The organism is Coriobacteriaceae bacterium, from assembly GCA_025993015.1.
Lineage (GTDB): Bacteria > Actinomycetota > Coriobacteriia > Coriobacteriales > Coriobacteriaceae > Collinsella.
The window spans coordinates 283331-305845 of sequence record DAJPFV010000001.1 but is presented as its reverse complement, the minus strand read 5'-3'; the positions used below and the strand labels follow the sequence as shown (position 1 = coordinate 305845).

Here is a 22515-nt window from a genome sequence, read left to right as displayed (position 1 = left end):
AACGTAAAGCCGCCCGTTCTTTATGTGCGTTCGAGTTAACAGAGCCCTTACCGTGGCGGTACGCTGGGCGTATGGATGCGGGGCACACTGGTTCTTGAGAAATAAGGTCTTTCTCTTGGAGGAAGTGGTCTTGTGAATGCTCGAGATATCGCCGTTGCCGCCGTCGCGTTGATGCTTGGCTGCCTTGGTCCCACGGCCGCGCTCGTCGCGGGCATGCAGGGGTCTTGTGAGGCTGCCTCTATCGTGGTTGGCGTGTTGATCGCGGCCGCGCTGCTGGGAAGTGCGGGCGTAGTCCTTTGTCGCGACGATGAGGACGAGGTGCCGGGGTCGCAACGCTAACTGTTGTGAGATCGGCCGCCGATCGTAGACGAAGATGAAGGCCGCCGCAGGGGAAAGGTTCCCTTGCGGCGGTTTTGCTGTTAAGGCTGTTGAATGCGGCGAGTTGGCGCTACCAGTTTTTCTCGATATCGCGGATGCGCCGATAGAGCCACTCGTTTTGCGGTGCCTGGATATCGTGTTTGGCTGCGAGCCGGCAGATGGTGCCCGCGAACTCATCAACCTCGGTTTTGCGCCTTGCGATGCGGTCTTGAGCCATTGAGGGCATACCGGCGGGGTCGATTCCCTCGATGAGGTGCACCATTTGCGTCAGGTCTGCCTCGGTCAGCTCAACGCCCTCGGCGTTGGCGACCGCAAGCGTTTCGCGCATGGCGGAAACAAAGCAGCGACGCTGCTCGGAGCCCGGCTCCGTGGCGCTTCCGTAGGTCCCGCCGTAGGCCATGCAGGTCTGGTTGATGCCGTCGTTGAGCATGAGTTTGGCCCACATGCGGTGAGCGATGTCGTCCTCGACGGTATGGGCGATGCCGCAGCGCGTGTAGAGCCCGTCGATAGCGGCGACGGTCGCGGGGTCCGTGCCGGCCGCCGCGCCAAAGCGGATCTCGCCCGCATTGGTAAAGGTGAGCGCGCCGTTGAGGAACACGGCGTCCATGCCCTGGCAGATACCAAGAACGGTATGCTCCCAGCCAAAGCGTTCGGCAATCTTTTGCTCGCTCGTAATGCCGTTGCATAGCGAGGCGATGAGCGTGTTGGGTCCCACGACGCGCTCCATAGTCTTGAGTGCTTGGTCGAGACCGGTGGTCTTGACTGTCAGGATGACCAGATCGGCGGGCGTCGCCTCGCTGGCGCGGACGGACGTGAGATCGCAGGGCTTGCCGTTGACAGTGAGCGCATCGCCCGCGTGACGCTCAAAACGGGTGTCATCCATGATGTATTCGACGGCGTCGTTGCCGAGCGCCCGGGCGATCATGCTGCCGTAGAGCAGGCCGACGCCGCCCTTGCCGATAAAGGCGACCTTGTTGATCTGCATGTGAATCATCTCCCCATGTAAAAGGCGCCCGCGTAAGGGGCGCCTGATGGATTGTATGCTGCCAGGGTGATTGGTGGGTGCGCGGGGCGGCTGTTATAAAAAAGAAACGTTTGCCTGGACGCTACGCTGCAGGGCAGACCGCAAAGACATGCGCGTGGTCATGTCCGGCTCCTTTCATCGGGCTTTTTGCTGATGTTAAAGCGGTGCCGTGACAGCTCGATTTCTGCTGCGTTACGATACGTTCTCGATTGCGATTCCACGATGTTTCGGCTGCGTGACCATTGTGTTTCGCCTTGCCGGGGCGCTGATGGCGAAGGGAGGGGCCGTGCAATATCGCGTTGACCCCAAAAGCGGCAACCGTATCTCGGCGTTGGGTCTGGGCTGCATGAGGTTTCCCGGTGCGCCGGGACGTCCGGATGCGAAGACAGCCGATGCCATCATTTCCCGTGCGGTGGAGCAGGGGATTAATTATCTGGACACCGCGTATCTCTATCCCGGTAACGAGGCGTGCGTGGGCGCCTCGCTTGAGCGCTTGGGGCTGCGTGACCGGGTGTTGCTGGCGACCAAGTTGCCGCATGCTTCGTGCAAGTGCGCGGAGGATTTCGACCGGTTCTTCGATGAGCAACTGCGGCGCCTGCGGACCGACCATATCGACTATTACCTCATGCATAACATTACCTCGCCCGCCCAGTGGGAACGTGTGGTGGCATTGGGCATTGAGGACTGGATCGCGTGTCAAAAGGCGGCGGGGCGCATTCGCCAGATTGGTTTTTCGTACCACGGCAGCGCGGTGGATTTCCTGACGATGCTTGACGCATATGACTGGGATTTTTGCCAGATACAGTACAACTATGCCGGCGAGCGTTACCAAGCGGGAACGGCAGGACTCATGGCGGCTGCGGAGCGCGGGCTCGCGGTGTTTGTGATGGAGCCGCTGCTGGGCGGGCGTTTAGCGGGCAAGCTGCCGCCACGGGCCCGCGCTGTGCTCGATAGTGCCCGTGACCCGCATTTGCGCACTCCTGCCGCCTGGGGTCTTTCGTGGGTGTGGAATCATCCTCAGGTGACGATGCTGCTTTCGGGTATGACCGATATCGCGCAGGTGGATGAGAATTCGTCACTGGCAGACCTCGCGTTGCCGAATTCGATGACTGCCAACCAGCTCGACACGATTGCGCGCGTGTTGATGGAGTTTGAGAAATCGAACCGTGTGCCCTGCACGGGATGCGGCTACTGCATGCCATGCCCCAAGGGTATCAACATTCCCGGCTGCTTTGCCGCCTACAACGCGAGCTATGCGCACAGCTGGTTTACGGGGCTGTCGCAATACTTTACGGCGAGTGCGGTGCGCACGAGCGAGCCCAAGCTCGTGAGCAATTGCGTCAAGTGCGGCAAATGCGCGCGCCACTGCCCACAGCACATCGATATTCCCGAGCGTCTCGACGATGTGCGCCGACGTTTCCAGCCTGGTCCCGTGACGGCGGTGCTTAAGGCCTTCGGCAAAACGCGCTCCTCATGACCCTTTTATAACTTGCGGTGGAATAGTTCCTGTTTGCGGCAGAATAGGGGCCAAACAGGAACTATTTCACCGCAACTGAAGGGGGCTGTCGTGGGTCATCGGGATTCATGTGATGATTTGCGTGAGGTTTGTTGGGGCGTTTTGGGCGCTGGACACATTTCGCATCGATTTGCATCGTCGCTCAAGGAGGTGGACGGGGCACGGCTTGTGGCTGCCGCCGGCCGCACTCCTTCGCATGTTGAGGAGTTTTGCAGGGCGTTTTCGATTGATGCCGCGCACAGTTATGCCACGGCTGACGATAGCGGCGATGTGGCTTATGATGCGCTGATTGCCGACCCCGATGTCGACGCAATCTACTTGGCTCTTCCACATGGCATGCATGCGCATTGGGTCTGTCGGGCACTGCGCGCGGGAAAGGCCGTGCTGTGCGAAAAGCCGGCCGTTTTGAGTGAGGAAGAGGCTCTCTCGATTGCCTCCACCTCTCGTGAGCGCGGCGTGCTGTTTATGGAGGCGATGAAGAATCGGTTTTGCCCGATGCGCACTCGCGTGAAGGACTTGCTTGCGTCGGGTGAGCTTGGCCGTATTGTCTCGATTGAAAGCGTGCAAAAGCTCGATTACGGCGAGCCTCCTTCGGGCTATCTGCTTGATTCGTTGCAGGGCGGCTGTCTATATGACATGGGCTGCTATGCGGTCGGTTGGTTTGAGGATTTGCTCGCGGGCGCGTGCGAGGTTTCATCCCGTGAAGTTCGCTGGCGTGACGTATCAGGCGGCCGCGTCGATTGGGCCGACGAGATCCGTATGAGCGTCGGCGGTATACCCATTCATATGGTGTGCGACGGCAAAGCAACATATGAAAGCCGCTTAACGATTGTCTGTGAGCGAGGCTCGTTGGAAATCGAGCGTCTCCATCGCCCCGAGCTCGCCCATGTGAAGTATTCCGACGGTCGAACGCTCGAAATAAATGCCCCGTTTGAGATCGATGATTTCTACGGCGAAATCCAGCATGCGACCCAGCTCATCCGGGCGGGGAAACTCGAGAGTCCCGTCATGCCCCTTGCCGCCACGCAGCGCTGCGCGCGCATTATCGATGCGATTCGCTTGAAACTTTAGTGCGTGGGGGCATGGCGCCAGCGCCTGGAATGCCTTGGAGGCCTTTGCCCCTGATGCCCCTTTTATAACTTGCGGTGGAATACGGTCTGTTTGCGCCAAAATAGGGCACCAATAGACCGTATTTCACCGCAACTGATGAGGAGGGAGCTGGAGATGCTGACGATCGGGTGTCATCTTTCGACGACGAAGGGCTATCGGGCAATGGGGGAGACGGCGTTGTCCATTGGCGCCAATACCTTTGCGTTCTTTACGCGCAACCCGCGCGGTGGCAAGGCAAAAGAACTTGACATGGATGACGTGGCGGCTCTGCGCGAGCTTATGTCGCAAAACGACTTTGGACCGCTGGTGGCGCATGCCCCGTATACCTACAACCCCTGTTCTGCCAAAGAGCGGGCGCGCGAGTTCGCCTTGGAGGCTATGGCAGAGGACCTGCGGCGCATGGAGGCGCTGCCCGGCAACTACTACAACTTCCATCCCGGTGCGCATGTGGGGCAGGGCTCCGACGCCGGCATTCAGATGATTGTCGACGCCCTGTGTCAGGTGATGTTTGAGGGCCAGCAGACGACGGTGCTGCTCGAGACCATGTCGGGCAAGGGCACCGAGGTGGGCCGCAGCTTTGAGGAACTGGCGCTCATCATTGAGGGTGTTGCCGGCAAACGCCCCGAGCTGTCGGCCAAGCTGGGCGTTTGCCTAGACACCTGCCATGTGAATGACGCCGGCTATGACATCGTCCACGATCTTGACGGTGTGCTTGACGAGTTCGATCGTGTGGTGGGTATCGAGCGCCTGCGCGCCGTACACATCAATGACTCCAAGAATCCCTGCGGCGCCCATAAGGACCGCCACGAGTGCATCGGTAAGGGCTACCTGGGTGGTGAAGAGTTTGGCGGCGGTATGCAGGTTATACAGAATATTGTATCGAATGGCCACTTGCGTTCGCTGCCGTTTATTTTGGAGACTCCGAACGAACTTGCAGGTTATGCAGCTGAAATTAGACTATTAAGGTCATTGCAGCAGTAATGACTGTCACAAAGTAGAGTATTCCATTCACGTTATGGGTTTGTTTCAATCAGTTTTCTCATTGCAGATTCGTAATTCCGGGTGCATAATAGCCAACAGTTTTTGCAGACCTCTGAATCAAACGAGGTCACCGGAAGGAGACTGATTATGAAGCTGAAGAAGCTTGGCGCATTTGCCGCCACGGGTGCTATGGCGCTCGCCCTTGCTCTGACGGGCTGCGGTTCGTCCAACGCCACCTCTGGTTCTGATGCCGGTTCCAGCAGCTCTGACGACGCTAAGGTCGAGAAGGTCGACGGCTCCAAGGAGTACGCGCTCGTCAAGGACGGCACGCTGACCGTCGGCACCTCTGCCGAGTACGCGCCGTTTGAGTACAAGGATGACAACGGCGACTACCAGGGCTTTGACCTTGAGCTCATCAAGGCTATCGGTGACAAGCTGGGCCTGGATGTCGAGTACGTCAACAATGACTTTGACACGCTGGTTCCGGGTGTCGCTTCGGGCGCCAAGTACGACGTCTCCATCGCGGCTATCACCGACACGCCCGAGCGTGAGAAGGAAGTCACTTTCTCCGATTCCTACTACATGGACGATCAGGCTATCGTGACCAAGGTCGATAACACCGACATCACGGCCGACAACTACAGCGAGAAGCTCAACAACGCCGACGCTACCATCATCGTTCAGTCTGGCTCGACCGCCGAGTCTTTTGCCCAGGAGAACTTCCCCAAGGCCAAGATCGTCCCCTACAAGGACGCTACCGAGTGCTTCAGCGCCCTGCAGTCCGATAAGGGCGACGCCGTAGTCACCAACCGCTCCGTTGCCAGCCAGCTGACCGCCGAGCAGTTCAACACCTGCCAGACCATTAAGCAGATCAGCACCGGCGAGGAGTACGCCATCGCCATCAACCAGGGTAACACCAAGCTCAAGGAAGACATCAACCAGGCCATCAAGGACCTGACCGACGACGGTACCATTGACGCCCTCATGGCTAAGTACAACATCAAGTAAAATAGCTACTTGATTGCTCGCGGGCCCTTTCCGTTTTGGCGGAGAGGGCCTTTGCGCTTCTCTTGACGGAGAGTATTTCCGTCTCGTTTTGCCGGCAACTTCTACGATAGGAGCCACCTTGTCTCGACTGAACAAAGGGGCCGCGGAGCAGCGTTTTCCACTGCCCGCCTTGCTCCAAAAGCTAGCCTGCGCCATGGCCGTGGCGCTCGCGCTGGTGTGCGCAGGGGCATATGCGCCCACGACCGCCCAGGCGCTTGAGACCGCAAAGATTACCGCCCGACCCAACACTGGTTCGGGCAGCGCTGTGGTCGGCGGTACCGAGACGCGCATTACCTGGGAGGTCCAGGCCGATGCCGACGAGGAGCTGAGCGGTCTTTCGCTGACGTTTGTCGACGGCACGACGTTTGGTACCGATGACACGCGATTGACGATGCTCTCGGGCGAGGACCTCATGGATCGTACGCCCATGAAGCCCACGTGCAAGGCTGACGGCCAGACGCTCAAGATCGACTTTGGCGAGACGGCGCCTGCCGGCGGCTTTTTCCGTGTCGAGGTTTACGGCGTGACCTTCCCCGTCGAGGGCGGCGATGAGGCCTTTAGCGGCACCTGCACTTTGGCCGATGGCTCGACCAAGAAGATCTCCAAGATTCCGTCGGTGGAGATCAAGGGCGTGACGGCATTCGATAACTTCCTGGCCGATCTTAAGGAGCAGCCGTGGGTCGAGGCCTGGAACTCCAATATGTTCCTGCGCCTGTTCTTAAACCCAGTCATTTTGGTCCAAAGCCTGCCGATCGTCTTTAAGGGCTTCCTTATGTCGCTCTCGATCGTGCTTGTGGCGTTTCCGCTGGCAATTCCCTTTGGCTTTGCCTTGTCGCTCATGCGCATCTCCAAGTCGCGCATCCTGCGCTGCCTCGCCGGTATCTATGTGAATATCATCCGCGGTACGCCGGCGTTCCTGCAGATCTATATCGCGTTCTTCGGTCTGCCGTTGGCCGGCGTCAAGGTTGATGACTACGTGCTTGGCGTTATCGTCATGGCCATGAACTCGTCTGCGTACCTATGTGAGATCTTCCGTGCCGGTATTCAATCGATCCCCAAGGGCCAAAACGAGGCTGCGCGTTCGCTGGGCATGAACGCGTTCCAGACGCTGCTCTATGTCATGATTCCGCAGACGTTCCGTAATGTTTTGCCTACGCTGACCAGCGAGTTTATCTTGCTTTACAAGGATACGTCGCTGCTTGCCGCCGTGGGTGTGGTCGAGATCGTCATGAACGCCCGTACCATCGTGGCCACGACGGGCTCCATTACACCGTACGTGGTTGCCGCCCTGTTCTATCTGGTCATCACCCTGCCGCTCGCTCGCTTGGTGAGCGGTCTTGAGGCGAGGCTTTTGGGCACGGCCGAGACCAAGAAGAAGCGTCCCGCCAAGAGCGCCGGACAGGTTGTCGCGACGCCCGCCGATCACATCGCCGGTCTGTAAGGAGGTCCTATCATGAGCGAAACCAATAACTCGAACGAGGTCGTCGTCAGCATCAAGAACCTCCAGAAGGCCTTTGGGGACAACGTGGTCCTGCGCGATATCGATCTGGATGTGCACAAGGGTGAGGTCGTTGTGGTCTTGGGCCCCTCAGGCTCGGGCAAGTCGACGATGCTTCGCTGCATCAATCGCCTGGAGCATCCCACGAGCGGCTCGATTGTCGTCGAGGGCGTGGATGTGTGTGCCAAGGGCGTCGACCTCAACAAAGTGCGCACGCACCTGGGCATGGTGTTTCAGCAGTTCAACCTGTTCCCGCACCTGTCGGTCAAAAAGAACGTCATGCTTGCGCAGCAAAAGGTGCTCAAGCGCAGCAAGGAAGAGGCCGAGAAGATCGCCGTCGAGGAGCTGACCAAGGTCGGCCTGGCCGAGCGCATCGACTTTATGCCGAGCCAGCTCTCGGGCGGCCAGCAGCAGCGCGTGGCCATCGCCCGCGCCCTGTCGATGAACCCGCACGTGATGCTCTTTGACGAGGCCACCTCGGCGCTCGACCCTGAGCTCGTGCGCGACGTTCTGGGCGTCATGCGCGACCTGGCGCACGACGGTATGACCATGATCGTCGTGACGCACGAGATGGGCTTTGCCCGCGATGTCGCCGACCGCGTCGTCTTTATGGACGGCGGCGTCATTGTGGAAGAGGGTACGCCGAGCGAGGTCTTCGACCACCCCAAGAGCGAGCGCACCAAGGCGTTCTTGGGCAATATCTCGTAGCCGCTTTATATGACTGACATAGCAGAAAACGGGAGCCGGATGTGATCCGGCTCCCGTTTTTGTTGGGACGCGAATGTGTTTTGTTGCAATGCGCGTTGCGGGCGGAGCTCATTGCCGCTAGGCGAGCTCGGCTCCAAGGGCGCGGCAGGCCGCTTCGCTCTCATCATCGGGGGCGTCGTAGCAGATGACGGAATCGACGACGTTGACGCCCTCCTCGTCGGCGTCCGCCTTCCAGTTGTCCATCCATTCGCCCTCGGCCCACGAATAAGAGCCAAAGAGGACGACCTTCTTGTCGCCGAGGGTCTCCTTGACCTCATCCCACATGGGCTGGAACTCATCATATTCAAGCTCCTCGGAACCCATGGCGGGGCAGCCGAAGGCGATAGCGTCATAGCCAGCGGCCTTGTCTGCGGAGAAGTCGGCGCAGGAGATGACCTCTGCCTCGGCGCCGGCATCGGTTGCACCTTCGGCAACGAGGTTTGCCATGGCCTCGGTGTTGCCCGTGCCGCTCCAGTAGACGACGGCGATCTTGCTCATGTTGAGTCCTTTCAGTTGTGCGGCAGGTTGCCACGGCTTCTATGTTCTATCGGGTTGCCTGGGCAAGTTGCGCCAAGCTGTAGCCCTGCTGATAGACAAAGGTGAAGTATTGGGTGCAGGCGCGGTAGGCATCAAACGTCGCAAGTGCCTGCTCGACATTTGCGTAGACCTTCCAGGCCCCAAAGACCTTATAGTTCTCGCCGCGCTGGACGATAAACTCGTGCACGTCGTCGTAGGGATATCCTAGGAAGTAGCCTATTTCGTGCGGAAACTCGCAGGTGCAGTCGTTGCTGCAGCTAGCTTGCTGGGGTAGTGCGCATCGAGTCTGGCTACAGGCGCATTCCGCGACGTTATTACTCGCGAGCGTGATGCGTGATGCCAAATGCACAAGGCATGTCGAAAGGTCTCTCGTGTCGTAGCCTTCCGAGGCGAGCGCCGTTTTGGCGCGAGGGTCCGCGAAATAGGTGGTGAGGCTTTTGGCTCGGTACACGTACACGAGCGCTCCGCAGGGCCGCCAGACCAAAACACTCAGGTGGATGCCAAGCGGGTCAAGCTCGCGGTTGCACTGGGCGATAACGTTGAGCAGGCGTGCTCGGCGTTCTGCGATGGTTTCTGTTGCGGTCGAGCCGTCCCCGTGGGCGTAGGTGCCTGGATAGGTAAAGAGCGATGCCGGCTTGATGCCCGCGAGCGTGGGGGAGCAGTTGCGCACGACTGCTGCCTGAAACGTTGGGATGTCTATGGTTCGAGTCACGTCGCTCCTTACGGATCTAAACTGTTAGCCTAGGAAAACTTATACACGAAAGTAAGCCATGGTCAACAAAAAAGTTTGAAGAGGAAAACTAATTGACCGAACGGACATGATTTTGGGTTAAGATGGGGACACCCCATGGGGGTATCTAGATAGTGCTACTGAAAGGGGAACGCATGAGTGACTTGCTCAACCCTGCGAATCTCATCGTGCTGACCGTCATTGCCGTCGGCATGTTTTTTGGACTGCGTCGCATTGCCGCTTCGACACACGGGAAGAGTTGCTGCAGCGATGGTGCGAGCGGCAAGAAGGCCAAAAAGGTTGTGGTGGCAGACACCGACGAGTCCCACTACCCCTATCGTGAGGAACTCCTTATCGGCGGCATGAGTTGCGACGGCTGCGCCCGGAATGTGACGAATGCCCTCAATGCGCTTGATGGCGTGTGGGCTACGGTAACGTACGCGGACCACACGGCACGCGTGCGCTCGAAGCGCCCGGTTGATCGCGACACACTCGAGACGGCAGTGAGGGGTGCGGGCTATTACGTTATGAAAATGTAGGCGTTGCCCTCTCCGGTGGGTACCAGCCTCCTGCCCATTGTGACTATCGGCATCCAAAAATTTGCGCAAAAATAACCTTTAGATGCGGCAAAAGTGGAGTTTGGTGACGGTTTGCGCGGAATTCGCTACCAATCGAGCATCTATGAACCCGTCCAAAAAATTACAGGTGTATATTTATACACTGATTATTGCTGTGCTCAGATTGCAATTAACCGTGGACAGAAATGAAGAATGCTAAAACTGGGCTTTAGGACAGGGGAGGCTATAACCTTATGAGACGAGTGGGAACACTTGGCTTGGTGGCAGCGCTTGCCGCTATCTTGGTATCGCCGCTGCCGGCGCACGCCGAAGACGCATCGGGTGCCGTTACCTACAATGCGGGAAATGGGTATTCCTTTGAGAAGCTCTCGCATCCTACGGTAGGAACGTCGCAGCCGGATGGCATCGTCGACTACCAGGGTAACGGTGCCGTTGCCGTTCCGGGCGCCGATGGTAATACGGCCAACAACGAAGGCGATCGCGGCCAGAGCTACACTTGGGCGGCTGCGAGCTATGGTGACTGGCTTTATGTGGGCACCTGCTATGCGGCGATGGGCAACACGCTGACGCTCATGAACAGCACGCTGGGCGATTCCTTTGATGTCGAAACCATGCGCCTGACGCTGGAGGCCATGTTTAACGGTACCTTCTTCTATGGACAGCAGAAGGAGGACGGCACGGCCGACAAGGACAGCGGCGGCATCTTGGTCAAGATCAATACCAAGACCGGTGAGACCAAGCTGCTACTCTCTGAATCGCTCAACGGCGTCGCTCCTTTGTTCCGCAATGCCGTGAGCTATAAGGGTAAGCTCTATTTCTGCGGCAGCGTCAGGACCAATGACGGCAAAGGCGGCCTGCCTGCTGTATACGAGATCGATCCTAAGACGGATGAGTACAAAGTTGTCTATCAGGGCCTTTCGAGCATGCAGGATTACGGTGCTGCCTACAAGCAGGGCATTTCTACCGGTATCCGCGGCATGTGCGTCCATGATGGCCAGCTCGTCATCAGTAATGTGGGTAAAGACGCGAACGGTAATTTTGTGTCGACAATCCTGACGTCGTCTGACCCCTCGAAGGGCCAGGCAGCTTCACCGAGATTGCCAACTCGGAGACGCTGTTTGGCTATCCGGCGATTCGCTATCAGGACAGCATCTACGGCGGCGCCATTTGGGATATGGTCTCGTACAATGGCCATCTCTATGCGACCATCTGCACCGGTACGCCCGAGAACGCTCCCGATGATAATTCCATGCAGTCGTTTGCCATGGTCCGTGGCGACAAGAATGCCGACGGCAGTTATTCGTGGACTCCCATTGTCGGCGATCAGAAGACGGACGGTGCAAAGTACTGCTTTGGCATCGATCCTGCCCGTACCCGTTCTGGCGCTGCCAACCTCATCGTCTACAACGACTACCTCTATATCGGTGAATACAACGACGAGGAGATTGCCCTCGAGCGCATCCTGTTCAACAAATCCAACACCGAAGAGGGCGGCAAGAGCAGCATGGGTGGCGTTGACTGCTCGTTTGTGAATGCCAATCTTGAGCAGTCGGTTAACATCTATCGCATGGACAAGGACGAGAACATGGAGCTCGTCGTTGGCGATCGCACCGACATGTTCCCCGAGGGCGGTATTTCCGGCCTGACTTCGGGCTTTGGCCGAAACGAGAACCAGTACATTTGGCGCATGCAGAAGTTCGACGGCAAGCTGTATATCGGTACCTTTGATACCGCGAGCCTGCTTGAGCCGATCGGCCAGTTCTCCAATGGCGACATTATCGATATGACGCCCGAGGAGTGGGACTCTCAGGTTCAGCGCCTTAGGGACCTGCTCAATCACCTGCTCGACAAGAAATCGCCTGACGACCCCATCGTTCCCGTGAACACGCTTGCGGACGATGATTCAAACGAGGCCGTCGAGGTCGATGATTCGAACGAAGCTGCTGAGGTTGATGATTCAAACAAGGCCGTCGATGTCGATGACGAGAAGACCGAGGTTGCTAAGGGCTTTGGCGATCTGAGCGATGCGCTGGAGGATGCCGCGGGCGGTCTTTGCGATCAGGCCGCGACGATGTCCCAGGACTTTGAGGACGACGCCGCTTATGTCCAGAAGATCGATGGCGAGATCGCGTACTTCAAGTCCTTTGCCGACCAGTATCAGGACATGCTCGATAGCTATGAGAGCCTTAAGCAGCAGTACGAGGATGCCTATGGCACCGAGCTGCCGAGCGATATTCAGGATGCGCTCGATAAGCTGCTGAGCGAGGAGAACCTCAAGAAGTTGCAGAGTGTCCTTACGTGCATGTGTTACCTGCGCGATGCCGAGCGCGGCTTTGATATGTATGTGACCGAGGACGGCGTGAACTTTACGACGCTGACGACCAATGGCTTTAACGATCCGTATAACCATGGTCTGCGCACCTTTGCGGTGACCAACCAGGGTCTGTGCCTTGGTACCGCCAACCCGTTCTATGGTTGCCAGGTCTGGATCCAGCGCAAGGAGAATTCGGAGAATCCGGTTGATCCCGGTACTCCGGATCCGACGGAACCCACCGATCCTTCGCAGCCGGGTGGCGGCGATCAGCCTGGCGGCAGCCAGACGGGTGGCAACGACCAGTCGAGCAGCACCACGACCACCGTCACGACGACCGCTAAGAAGACTCCGAAGGACGGCTCGCTGCCTCGCGCTGGCGACTCGACCCTCACGCTGGTCTTGGGATTGCTGGTTGCAGCTGCCGCAGTGCTTGGCATTGCTCTCGTCTTGCGCAAGCGTTCTCGTCGCTAGGCTCGTCCGCGTAGCTCAATGTCCTGGATATCGTCGAAGTTGATGGCGATATCCCTGAGTTTGAGCAGCTTGAATGCGGGTAACGCTTCGTCGAGAATGCCCGTGCGGCTACGATAGCCGTACGTATCGTAATAGGTGACGCGCACCAAGTCGCCGCGTTTGAGGCCCTCGAGCTTTTGCGAAAGCTCGAGGGCTTTTTCTTCCGTGAGCTCACGTTTTTGCTCGACTGTGATTTCCTGCTTGCGCACGAGTTCGTAGTATCCCGTGAGGGCGGCAAAGGGCATAAACTGTGCGGCGCGGTTGGCGCGCACGGCACCGTTGGCAGTGAGGTTGGGGTCGGCTGCGCGGCGTCTGCCCTCGGGGTCCGCCAGGCGCTCGAAGGCAGACGGCGGGCGCATGGGCTGTTGTTTGGGTTTAGGCACGGTGTCCTCCAACTTGATCGTTGCGCTCGCGCGCGGTGGCGCCGGCGGTAAAGCTTAATCCCTTGACGAGCGCGTTCTTGCCGTACTTGCCTTTCACGGCCAGGACGGCGCGCGCCAGGTCGCGCTCGCGCTCATCGGTCTCGATATCGCTGAACAGATCGATGGTGGCAAATTCCTCGGGCACAAGATTGCTAAAGCCCAGGTTGATGCGCTTGACCGGTCGTTTGGGATCGACAGTCTGCGCCCAGAGCTCATCGAAATAGCCCATGATCTTCTTAAACGAATTGGTACGCTCGGGCAGCTTGCGCGAGGCGTTGGAGTGCGCAAAGAGCGCGGCATAGCCACCACGCGGTTTGCCACCATGCTCTCCCACAAAGATGCCATCGATTGCCTGCGCTTCGCGCACCAGGCGGCGCCGTTCGTCATCGCGCTGGACGGGCTTGGGAGCACGGGGCGCGAGCTCGGGGCCGGCGGTTGCGGTGGGTTCGATGCTCGACGTACTCGAGCGCAGGTGTCCGCATCCGTCCACATATTGTGCAGTACCGCTGGCATCAAGCCTGCGTATGTCGGCGCGCTCGCTCGCGTAGCCCACAAAGAGCGAGATGCTGTCGCAGACCACGTGCTTATCGATCAAGTCCAACACGGCGTTGTCGACCATCTCGCGCAAGACGGTGTAGGCCTGCTCGTAGGCATAGCCCTTCGAGAGCACCTGTCCTGTGGTGGTCGAAGTTGCTTGCGGGCGATAGGCTTGGATATCGGCGATGGTTGTCGGCTCGCGTCCGAAGGCGTGGTCGATGAGATACTCGGCATTGACGCCGAGCTCGTCGTAAAGCAGGTTTTCGTCGAGCGCCGCGACGCCCATCAGATCGTAGACGCCGTATTTTTCGAGTCGTGCTGCCACGCCGGGGCCGATGCCCCAGATATCGGTGATGGGACGATGGGGCCAGATTTCCTTGCGAAAGGTCTCATCGTCGAGTATGCCGATGCGGCTGGGTACGTGCTTGGCGGTGATATCGAGTGCAACTTTGGCCTGGAATAGGTTGGGGCCGATGCCGACCGTCGCCGTGATGCCGGTGCGCGCCAGGACCTCGTCGCGCAACATGCAGGCGAAGCCTTCCGCATCGGTGTGATAGAGGTCCAGATAGGGTGTCACGTCGATAAAGCACTCGTCAATTGAGTAGACGTGAACGTCTTGCGGACTGACGTATTCCAGGTAGATACCGTAGATCTGCGCCGACACCTCCATGTAGTGCTGCATGCGCGGTACAGCCTTGATGTAGTCGATGCCGTCGGGAATCTCGAACAGGCGACAGCGGTTATGGATTCCGAGGTCTTTCATGGCCTGGGTAATGGCGAGGCAGATGGTCGTGCGCCCGCGCGATTCGTCGGCAACGACCAGGTTGGTGGTGAGCGGATCGAGCCCGCGGTCGACGCACTCGACGCTAGCGTAAAACGTCTTGAGGTCGATGCAGATATAGGTGTGACGCTCGTGCCCCACGCGTCCTCCCATCAAACACATGTTCTTATCGAATACTTGTTCGATAATACCCGCTCGTCCGGACATCGTCAAAACCTGTCCCTTTTTGGTGGGTATGGTCGTGCGGTTGGATCGGGTTTTAACGCAGCTCTAAAGAGCGTGAAACAGCTCGGAAAACCTCGCTTCTTAGCATGAGCCTAACGATTGATACCGCCTATACGCACGGAAGGGTTGTGGGAAAGATGGTCAATTATGGGTTTGGTATGCCGACACGCCTTGTTGCGGATGGGGACGTGGCTCGCTGGTGCGGACGATTGGTCGCTCACTACGGTGGCACCAAGGCGCTGGTCGTGTTGGGCGGTGACAAGCATACGCGTGATGAGCTCGTCTCGGCGGCACTCGGCTCGCTCGATCGCGCCCTGCTCGAACGCGTGCTTTTTCGCTGCGACTCGGTTGAGAGCGACGGGGGAGACGAGCTGATCGACGAAGCCGTGGCCCTGGCGACCGACGAAGGCGTGGACTTTGTCCTGGCGATCGGCGATGCCGATACGGCGAGCTTTGCGCGCGAACTCGCTCGTCGCATGGCTGTGCTCGATACCGGCGAGGACGGCTTTGTTCCCTACGGGTGCATCGTCTCCGAGGGAAAAGTGCCTGCCGTCGTGGGAGCCGGCGAGGTTCCCGTTTTTGCCATTATCGCACCCGAGCTGCTGGAGGGCATCGGCACTCCCTTGCGTGAGTTGCTCGGCAGCGTGTGCGCCGCGGCCTAGTACCTGCCAGGAAGGGACAGGTTAATTTTGGTAGGTAAAGCGTTTGACCTGCCAAAATAAACCTGTCCCTTTTTGGTCGGTCGCCGTTTGGGGGCGGATTGGCAACGCTCGCTGATTACGGTCTTGACCTGCGCTAGAATAGGGGCATCTGATTATCCGGGCGCATGGAGGTATGCGCCCGTATGCTGAGGAGGACTTTATGGCAACTGTTGCCGCACCTATCGACGTTACGTCGACCGCCGCTTGGAAGGCGCTCGAGGCCCATCAGGAGAAGCTCGAGGCCGAGGGCATCGACCTCAAGGCCTGGTTCGCTGCCGATCCCGAGCGTGTGAACAAGCTGAGCTTTGACGCTGGTGACCTGCACTTTGACCTGTCCAAGAACCTGGTGACCGATGAGACCGTCAAGCTGCTGTGCGATCTTGCCCGCGAGGTGAAGCTCGAGGAGCGCCGCGACGCCATGTTCTCCGGCGAGCACATCAACACCACCGAGGACCGCGCTGTTCTGCACACCGCGCTTCGCCGTCCGGCAAGCGAGAAGGGCCAGCTCATCGTTGACGGCCAGGATGTCGTCGCCGACGTGCACGAGGTCCTCGACCGCATGTATGCCTTCGCCGAGCGCGTTCGCTCCGGTGAGTGGAAGGGCGTAACCGGCAAGAGGATCGAGCACCTGGTGTCCATCGGCATCGGTGGCTCCGATCTGGGCCCGGTCATGGCCTACGAGGCTCTGCGTCCCTACGCCGACGCCGGTATCGACTGCCGCTATATCTCCAACATCGACCCCAACGATCAGGCAGAGAAGCTCAAGGGCCTCGATCCCGAGACCACGCTCGTGATTATCGTCTCCAAGACCTTCACCACGCTCGAGACCCTCACCAACGCTCGCGAGGTCAAGACCTGGATGCTCGAGCAGCTCAAGGCTCAGGGTGCCATCGACGGCTCCGAGGAGCAGAACGCCGAGGCTGTGGCAAAGCACTTCGTCGCCGTTTCCACCGCACTCGAGAAGGTTGAGGCCTTCGGTATCGACCCCGCCAACGCCTTCGGCTTCTGGAACTGGGTTGGCGGCCGCTATTCTGTCGACTCCGCCGTGGGCCTGTCGCTGATCGTCGTGCTCGGCCCCGAGCGCTTCCAGCAGTTCCTCGAGGGCTTCCATGCCATCGACGAGTACTTCTGCAACACGCCGCTCGAGAGCAACGCCGTCGCGCTGATGGGCCTGCTCAACGTCTGGTACGTCAACTTCTTCGGCTCCAAGAGCCACGCCGTGCTTCCGTACTGCCAGTATCTGCACCGCTTCCCGGCCTACCTGCAGCAGCTCACCATGGAGTCCAACGGCAAGCACGTCCGCTGGGACGGCAGCGCTGTGACCTCCGATACCGGCGAGATCTTCTGGGGCGAGCCCGGCACCAACGGCCAGCATGCCTTCTACCAGCTGCTGCACCAGGGCACTGTGGTGGTTCCGGCCGACTTCATCGCCTTCGCCAATACCGCCAACCCTGCGACCGATAGCGGTCAGGACGTGCACGAGCTGTTCCTGGGCAACTTCCTTGCCCAGACCAAGGCACTCGCCTTTGGCAAGACAGCCGACGAGGTTCGTGCCGAGGGTACGCCCGAGCAGATCGTCCCGGCCCGCTGCTTTGAGGGCAACCGTCCGACGACCTCGATCTTCGGCGACACACTGACCCCATTTGCACTCGGCGAGCTCATCGCCCTGTACGAGCACATCACGTTTGTCGAGGGCACGGTCTGGGGCATCGACTCCTATGACCAGTGGGGCGTTGAGCTGGGCAAGCAGCTTGCCAAGCAGATTACTCCGGCCTTCCACGACGACGCTGCCAAGGCCGAGCAGGACGCTTCGACCCAGGCGCTCATCGAGTTCTACCGCGCTCACCGCAAGTAGTCGCTGCTGTTAACGCATCGCGCCTTATAGTCAGGGGCCCGTATCCTATCGGATGCGGGCCCCTTTGCTTTGCCGTGGTCCCGGGGCGCACGGCCTTTGTGAAACATCGCCGGGGCGCCGCGCGCTGCGAGAACCCTGCGCCTAGATCTCGGTCTCCGCATGGCCTCGCTGCGCCTCGGGCAGCTCCCCGTAGAGCGGATGGTCTTCGAGCCTAAAGCGCTCGACCTGTTCGGGAGTGTGGCCGCGCACAAAGAGCCACGAGCGATCGATCGGCGTCGCCATGAGCGTGCTGGGCAGTGCGTCGGCGCGGTCGGAAAACACCCGGGCGCTCTCGGGATCCTGGAACGCCAGCACCAGATGCGTGTCGCAGTTGCCCATGATGGAGCGTGCGCGTGCCTCGCCATAGAGCGCATCGAGCTGATTGGTCGACTGCAATAGCAGCGTTGCCCAGATGTTGCGGCTTCGGATAATCGAGAGCACGTTGTCGATCTGGGGGATCTGCAGATTTGCGAAGTCATCGAGCATAAAGCGCACGGGCACGGGCAGGCTGCCGTCGGGCTGCCTATCGGCCTCACGAATGAGGCCCATAAACGCCTGCGAAATAAAGAGGCCGGTCAGCGGATCGAGATTGCGGTCAATATCGCTCACGGTTACAAACAGGGCGCAGGGGGTGTGTCCCATGGAAGCGAAGTCCACCTGATGGCACTCACGATAGAGCTGTGCCGCACCGTCGAATCCCAGACACATGACCTTTTCGGCAAGGATGCCGACGATGCTCGCGTGCATGCGCTCGGCATTTTGCGTAATGGCGTAGCGCCGCCATAGCGAGAGGGCATAGCTTTGGGGGTCGGTCGTGATCAGGTCGTCAAACAATCGACCCGTGGCACCGTCCTGCAGGTGCTCGATCAGCTTGATGACCGAGCTGATCGTCTGCTCGTCGGCGGGTAGCTGTTCGGTGACGTAGGCGATAAGACACGACAGCAGGTTTGCCGCCGCATGATCCCAAAAAGGCTGGTTGTTGTCCTCGATGGGGCAGATGGCCTTTGCCACCGAGAGGATGTCCTGCTGGTTGGGCCTGCCGTCCGCCTTGCGGCGAATGTGCCTCAGGGGGTTGTAGCCGCAGCGCTCGATGCCGGGCGCAAGGGCCGGGACGGTGTTGAGGTCGGCGAAGTTGAGACATTGCACGCGGTAACCGTGGGCTGCCAGCACGGGTCCCACTTCGCGACAGAGCGTGCCTTTGGTGTCGAGCACGATGTAGCTTGCGTTCATTTGCAGTAGGTTGGGCTTGAGGACGTTTCGGGTCTTGCCGGCTCCCGAGGGGCCGATCACAAGTGCATTGTTGTTGAGTCCCGTTTGGCGGGTGTCGCAGGAAAGCGTTCGATCCTTGGCGAGGATGGTGGACAATGCGGACTCAGATGCGGCGAGGCGGCTGGCGAGGTTAGACATGGGCGACCTCCTTGGTGGTCGAGAGGATTTCGTGGGCAAAGCCGAGCTCGACGGCGCGCTCGGCCGAAAGGTACGTATCCTTTGCCGTGAGTGTTTGGATACGCTTGGCCGAAAGGCCGCTGCGATCAGACAGGATTTGCGTCAGGGCCTTGCGGGTCTGCATGAGACGCCGGCTGGTTTCCTGCAGCGCAAGTGCCGAGCCGCCTGCTCCCTGGGGGATCAGCGGGTCGTGAATCATGAGCTCGGCATGGGGCGCCATACGGCGCTCGTCACCGCCCATAAAGATGATTGCTCCCATGGAGGCGGCGAGCTCCAGGCAGACGGTGTGGATGGGGCAGGGCGAGAGGCGCATGGTGTCGTAGATGGCAAGGCCGGCTCGTACGTTGCCGCCGGGGCTGGCGATAAAGATCGTGATGGGGGCTGCGGGGTCGGTGGCCGCGAGCAGACGGATCTGCTGGCACAGGTCGTGGGCCATCGAGCTGTTGATGTCGCCCACGACGGAGAGCTCGCGGCGTGCGAGCATCTCGTCGTAGACGGAGCTGAGCGTGATGCCGCGGGCCGATTCGCGCATCGTGAGCGGGCTGATGATAGGGGGCTGGATGGTGTCCATGGGGACTCCTTTCTGGAAGATGGTAGGTTGGGGTAGCGTTGCGTGTGCCTATCGTTAGGGCTCAAAGGCACACTCGAGCCGGCGTTCAAGCTCGGTTGCTGCCTTATGGCTCCCGGCTTTAGCTAGCGCCTCGTCGAACGCGCCAAGCCGTAGCAGTGTGGCAATGGGCGCGGTATAGACAAGGTGCAACCGGCGTTCGAGGTCGTCGGGAAACTTGTTGGGGTCGTAGCACTTCTGGTAGAAGTGAACGATGCTTTGGCTCATCTCCCAATCGTCGCGGTAGCGCTTGAACTGTCGCTGCTGGATATCGATGATCCGGGTCGTTTGGGCGCGAAGGCCGACAGGCGCCAGTGCCCGATAGCCGTCGAAGAGCCGGTTGAGGCTGAGTGTGCGGAGCATGTCGATAAGGGCGCGAACCGTGGTAGGACCGGCCTGAAACCCGGCGGTTGCGCGGTTGTAACGTTCGCGGTCGAGCACCATGATGCCGGGCGGGCCCTGCATGTCATCTTGCCCGCAGTTTGCCTGCTGGTGCCGTGCCTCCAAGGCGTTGAGACCCATGGCGAGGTCGTGAATGGGGAGCGTCAGCGCGTTTTGTAGGTCGTATCGATGATCCATTAATGTCATCCGCGTCTCGTCGTCCATCTCGAGCCGAAGCTTAGTGTCGAGTGCGGTAACCATGTGCGCCAGATGGCCCATGGTATACGGGCCGTTGGTCTTGCCGTGGGGCCCGAGGTAAGGGTCGGTAAGTTTGTGGATGGCTGGATTGTTCATGATCTCGGCGCATCGATTTGCCGAAAACTCGTGGTTACTCAGGGCTTCGTCGATGGGCAGCAGGGCGAAGTTCGCGATCGTTGCGGCGGCGAAGTTGGCGTCGTAGCCGCCGTGCAGGGCGCGGTCGATGCGAGCCTGGAGAACGGTGCCGGCAGTTTGGAGATGGGTGGTGTTCATGGTGTTTCCAATCTGTGATGTGCTTGCTTGCGAGTAATGTGCTGGGTGTCGTTGGTGATGTGCTTGCCGAGTTTGATGTGCTGGATTGGGCGCTATGGGGTCAATATGCTCGAGGAACGTTTGCCGGCTGATGGGCGTGCTCCGTGCTTAGACGGAACAACTGGCGTTAACGAGCGCCTCGGGCGGTCTTGCTCCGCTATTTAGTTGTCGATAAAAGATGCTTAATGTTCATATGCCGATCTTCTTTCTCTTACACGCTGAAAACTGAAACTGAATATGCTCGATCAATTCGTGACCACCGGAGCGGTCGTCTTTAACTTAATCAGGCTCCAGCGATTTGGCAAGTATCTTTTTCAAAAATGTTCTTCGGGGGATGCTCGGCTCGGATATGATGGTGCGCGACAAACTCAACGCAGGGAGGCATATATGGCAATCAAGGCCATTGCAATGGATATCGACGGTACGCTCACCAACGACCAGAAGGTGATCAGCCCGCGCACGCGCGAGAAGCTGCTCGCGGCGCAGGAGTCGGGCATCAAGCTCATCTTGGCTTCGGGCCGTCCCGCATGGGGGCTTCATGCTCTGGCGCAGGAGCTCGATCTTCAGAACCACGATGGCCTGCTGGTGGCTTTTAATGGTGCGCACGTGGTCGATGCTCAGACCGACGAGGTGCTGTTTGACCAGGCTATGCCGGTCGACGAGCTGCACCGTCTGCTCGACCACCTGCGCAACTTTGACGTGATTCCCATGATCTCGCTCGGTCGCGACCTGCATGTCGTGGACTCGTACCTTTGCATGATCACGCTGCCTGACGGCTCGCAGAAGAATATCGTCAAGTATGAGCGCGACGCGTGCGATCTTAAGATTCGCGAGGTCGAGAGCCTTCATGAAGTCGCGGATGCTTACCCCGTAGACAAACTGCTCACCGCGGGCGATCCGGCCTATCTGCAGGCGCATCACGAGGAGATGTACGCGCCCTTTACCGAGACGCTTTCGGGCATGTTCACGGCCGATTGGTACTTTGAGTTTACGGCGCCCGGTATCGATAAGGCCCGCGCGCTGCAGGGCGCTCTGCCCAAGCTGGGTATCGATGCCAGTGAGGTCGTTTCGTTTGGCGACGGTCAGAACGATAAGTCCATGATCGAGTGGGCCGGCACCGGTGTCGCCATGGGCAACGCCGTCGATGAGGTCAAGGCCGTGGCCCAGATGGTGACCGCCGATAACAACGAAGACGGCATCGCGGTGGCACTCGATAGGCTGCTGGGTTAGAATCGCCGATAGTGCATGGTTCGGGCGTCCGCTTGCGGGCGCCTTTTTGTTAGGGAGGGTGCCGTGTCCGCATTTCCGTTCGACGCCGTTATCTTTGACATGGACGGTGTCATCGTCGATACCGAGTATTATTACCTGGGGGAGACCGCTGCGTTTGCCAAAGAGCTTGGGCTGAACCTGACCCAAGAGGAGTTGAACGGGCAGGTTGGTACCTCGCACCAGTTCTTCTTGCATATGCTGGTCGATTGGTTTGAGCGCGCCGGAAAGGGACACTTTACCGGCGAGGAGGCGCTGGCCCGCTGGGATGAGTGGGCGCATAAACGCCCGCGCGATTATCAGACCTTGATCAATCCGGGCGCCGTGGAGACGATTCGCGAGCTCCCGCGTCGCGGCGTTCGCGTGGCGCTGGCCAGTTCGTCTCCCATGGACAGCATCGAGGAAGTGCTCGATGCGTGCGGCCTGTCGGATGCCTTTGAGTACGTGGTGAGCGGCGAGCAGTTTAAGGAGAGCAAGCCCGAACCCGATATTTACCTGCATGCGCTGGATCTGCTGGGATTGCCTGCGGACCGTTGCTGCTGCGTCGAGGACTCCGTCCCTGGCATCACTGCCGGCAAGCGAGCGGGTCTGACGGTGATCGCCAAGCGCGAGGAGCGCTTCGGCTTTAGCCAGGATGCCGCTGACAAGATCATCGACCAGCTGCCGGAGCTGCTGGAGCTTGCGTAGGACTGGCGATGCGTAATCCGCACCGATT

21 protein-coding genes are annotated in these 22515 nt (G+C 59.4%); 13 read left to right on the top strand and 8 right to left on the bottom strand.

Going from position 1 to position 22515, the window contains the following annotated elements:
* Positions 1-132 precede the first annotated feature (132 nt).
* Positions 133-339: a hypothetical protein gene (locus OIL77_01355; protein HJI44075.1), complete on the top strand. Its 207-nt coding sequence runs from the start codon at positions 133-135 to the stop codon at positions 337-339.
* Positions 340-448: 109 nt separating this feature from the next.
* Here OIL77_01355 and OIL77_01350 read toward each other — a convergent pair whose 3' ends face one another.
* Positions 449-1363: a 2-dehydropantoate 2-reductase gene (locus OIL77_01350; protein HJI44074.1), complete on the bottom strand. Its 915-nt coding sequence runs from the start codon at positions 1361-1363 to the stop codon at positions 449-451.
* 208 nt (positions 1364-1571) lie between these two features.
* Here OIL77_01350 and OIL77_01345 point away from each other — a divergent pair, with 208 nt between their 5' ends.
* The 6 genes from OIL77_01345 to OIL77_01320 all read left to right on the top strand — a co-directional run bounded on the left by OIL77_01345 (position 1572) and on the right by OIL77_01320 (position 8262).
* A complete protein-coding gene (locus OIL77_01345; GenBank protein ID HJI44073.1) occupies positions 1572-2879 on the top strand; it encodes an aldo/keto reductase in 1308 nt (435 codons plus the stop codon).
* 90 nt (positions 2880-2969) lie between these two features.
* Positions 2970-3989: a Gfo/Idh/MocA family oxidoreductase gene (locus tag OIL77_01340; GenBank protein ID HJI44072.1), complete on the top strand. Its 1020-nt coding sequence runs from the start codon at positions 2970-2972 to the stop codon at positions 3987-3989.
* A 153-nt stretch (positions 3990-4142) separates the two neighbouring features.
* Positions 4143-5009: a deoxyribonuclease IV gene (locus OIL77_01335; GenBank protein HJI44071.1), complete on the top strand. Its 867-nt coding sequence runs from the start codon at positions 4143-4145 to the stop codon at positions 5007-5009.
* A 147-nt stretch (positions 5010-5156) separates the two neighbouring features.
* On the top strand, positions 5157-6017 hold the full coding sequence (locus OIL77_01330) for an ABC transporter substrate-binding protein (GenBank protein ID HJI44070.1): 861 nt from the start codon (positions 5157-5159) through the stop codon (positions 6015-6017).
* A 169-nt stretch (positions 6018-6186) separates the two neighbouring features.
* Positions 6187-7497 carry an amino acid ABC transporter permease gene (locus OIL77_01325; protein HJI44069.1) on the top strand — a complete coding sequence of 437 codons (1311 nt, stop codon included), beginning with the start codon at positions 6187-6189 and terminating at the stop codon, positions 7495-7497.
* A 12-nt stretch (positions 7498-7509) separates the two neighbouring features.
* Positions 7510-8262, top strand: a complete 753-nt coding sequence (locus tag OIL77_01320) for an amino acid ABC transporter ATP-binding protein (GenBank protein HJI44068.1) — start codon at positions 7510-7512, stop codon at positions 8260-8262.
* 117 nt (positions 8263-8379) lie between these two features.
* On the opposite strand, the gene OIL77_01315 is transcribed toward OIL77_01320, so the two are convergent.
* Positions 8380-8799 carry a flavodoxin gene (locus tag OIL77_01315; protein ID HJI44067.1) on the bottom strand — a complete coding sequence of 140 codons (420 nt, stop codon included), beginning with the start codon at positions 8797-8799 and terminating at the stop codon, positions 8380-8382.
* Between the two features lie 46 nt (positions 8800-8845).
* Positions 8846-9550, bottom strand: a complete 705-nt coding sequence (locus OIL77_01310) for a DUF3793 family protein (protein HJI44066.1) — start codon at positions 9548-9550, stop codon at positions 8846-8848.
* A 173-nt stretch (positions 9551-9723) separates the two neighbouring features.
* On the opposite strand from OIL77_01310, the gene OIL77_01305 reads away from it, so the two are divergent.
* Both OIL77_01305 and OIL77_01300 read left to right on the top strand, forming a co-directional pair.
* Positions 9724-10107: a cation transporter gene (locus OIL77_01305; protein HJI44065.1), complete on the top strand. Its 384-nt coding sequence runs from the start codon at positions 9724-9726 to the stop codon at positions 10105-10107.
* Between the two features lie 1288 nt (positions 10108-11395).
* On the top strand, positions 11396-12931 hold the full coding sequence (locus tag OIL77_01300; GenBank protein ID HJI44064.1) for a hypothetical protein: 1536 nt from the start codon (positions 11396-11398) through the stop codon (positions 12929-12931).
* Here OIL77_01300 and OIL77_01295 read toward each other — a convergent pair.
* Both OIL77_01295 and OIL77_01290 read right to left on the bottom strand, forming a co-directional pair.
* Positions 12928-13353, bottom strand: coding sequence for a hypothetical protein (locus OIL77_01295; protein ID HJI44063.1), 426 nt, complete (start codon positions 13351-13353; stop codon positions 12928-12930). The two genes, OIL77_01300 and OIL77_01295, sit on opposite strands and share 4 nt — an antisense overlap.
* Entirely contained in the window at positions 13346-14917 is a 1572-nt protein-coding gene (locus OIL77_01290) for a DNA repair protein (GenBank protein ID HJI44062.1), read from the bottom strand. The genes OIL77_01295 and OIL77_01290 overlap by 8 nt, the downstream gene beginning before the upstream one ends.
* Before the next feature lie 176 nt (positions 14918-15093).
* On the opposite strand from OIL77_01290, the gene OIL77_01285 reads away from it, so the two are divergent.
* Both OIL77_01285 and pgi read left to right on the top strand, forming a co-directional pair.
* On the top strand, positions 15094-15597 hold the full coding sequence (locus tag OIL77_01285) for an iron-containing alcohol dehydrogenase (protein ID HJI44061.1): 504 nt from the start codon (positions 15094-15096) through the stop codon (positions 15595-15597).
* A gap of 199 nt (positions 15598-15796) precedes the next feature.
* Positions 15797-17491: a glucose-6-phosphate isomerase gene (gene pgi, locus OIL77_01280; GenBank protein HJI44060.1), complete on the top strand. Its 1695-nt coding sequence runs from the start codon at positions 15797-15799 to the stop codon at positions 17489-17491.
* A 141-nt stretch (positions 17492-17632) separates the two neighbouring features.
* Here pgi and OIL77_01275 read toward each other — a convergent pair whose 3' ends face one another.
* From OIL77_01275 to OIL77_01265, 3 genes are read right to left on the bottom strand one after another with little or no spacing between them, the layout of a single operon-like run.
* Positions 17633-18937 carry a type IV secretory system conjugative DNA transfer family protein gene (locus OIL77_01275; protein HJI44059.1) on the bottom strand — a complete coding sequence of 435 codons (1305 nt, stop codon included), beginning with the start codon at positions 18935-18937 and terminating at the stop codon, positions 17633-17635.
* Positions 18930-19547, bottom strand: a complete 618-nt coding sequence (locus OIL77_01270; GenBank protein HJI44058.1) for an ATP-dependent Clp protease proteolytic subunit — start codon at positions 19545-19547, stop codon at positions 18930-18932. The genes OIL77_01275 and OIL77_01270 overlap by 8 nt, the downstream gene beginning before the upstream one ends.
* Positions 19548-19601: 54 nt before the next feature.
* On the bottom strand, positions 19602-20495 hold the full coding sequence (locus OIL77_01265; GenBank protein HJI44057.1) for a hypothetical protein: 894 nt from the start codon (positions 20493-20495) through the stop codon (positions 19602-19604).
* Between the two features lie 426 nt (positions 20496-20921).
* Between OIL77_01265 and OIL77_01260 the strand changes: the two genes are divergently transcribed.
* Entirely contained in the window at positions 20922-21764 is an 843-nt protein-coding gene (locus tag OIL77_01260; GenBank protein ID HJI44056.1) for a Cof-type HAD-IIB family hydrolase, read from the top strand.
* A gap of 15 nt (positions 21765-21779) precedes the next feature.
* Entirely contained in the window at positions 21780-22487 is a 708-nt protein-coding gene (locus OIL77_01255) for an HAD family phosphatase (protein ID HJI44055.1), read from the top strand.
* Positions 22488-22515: the final 28 nt, after the last annotated feature.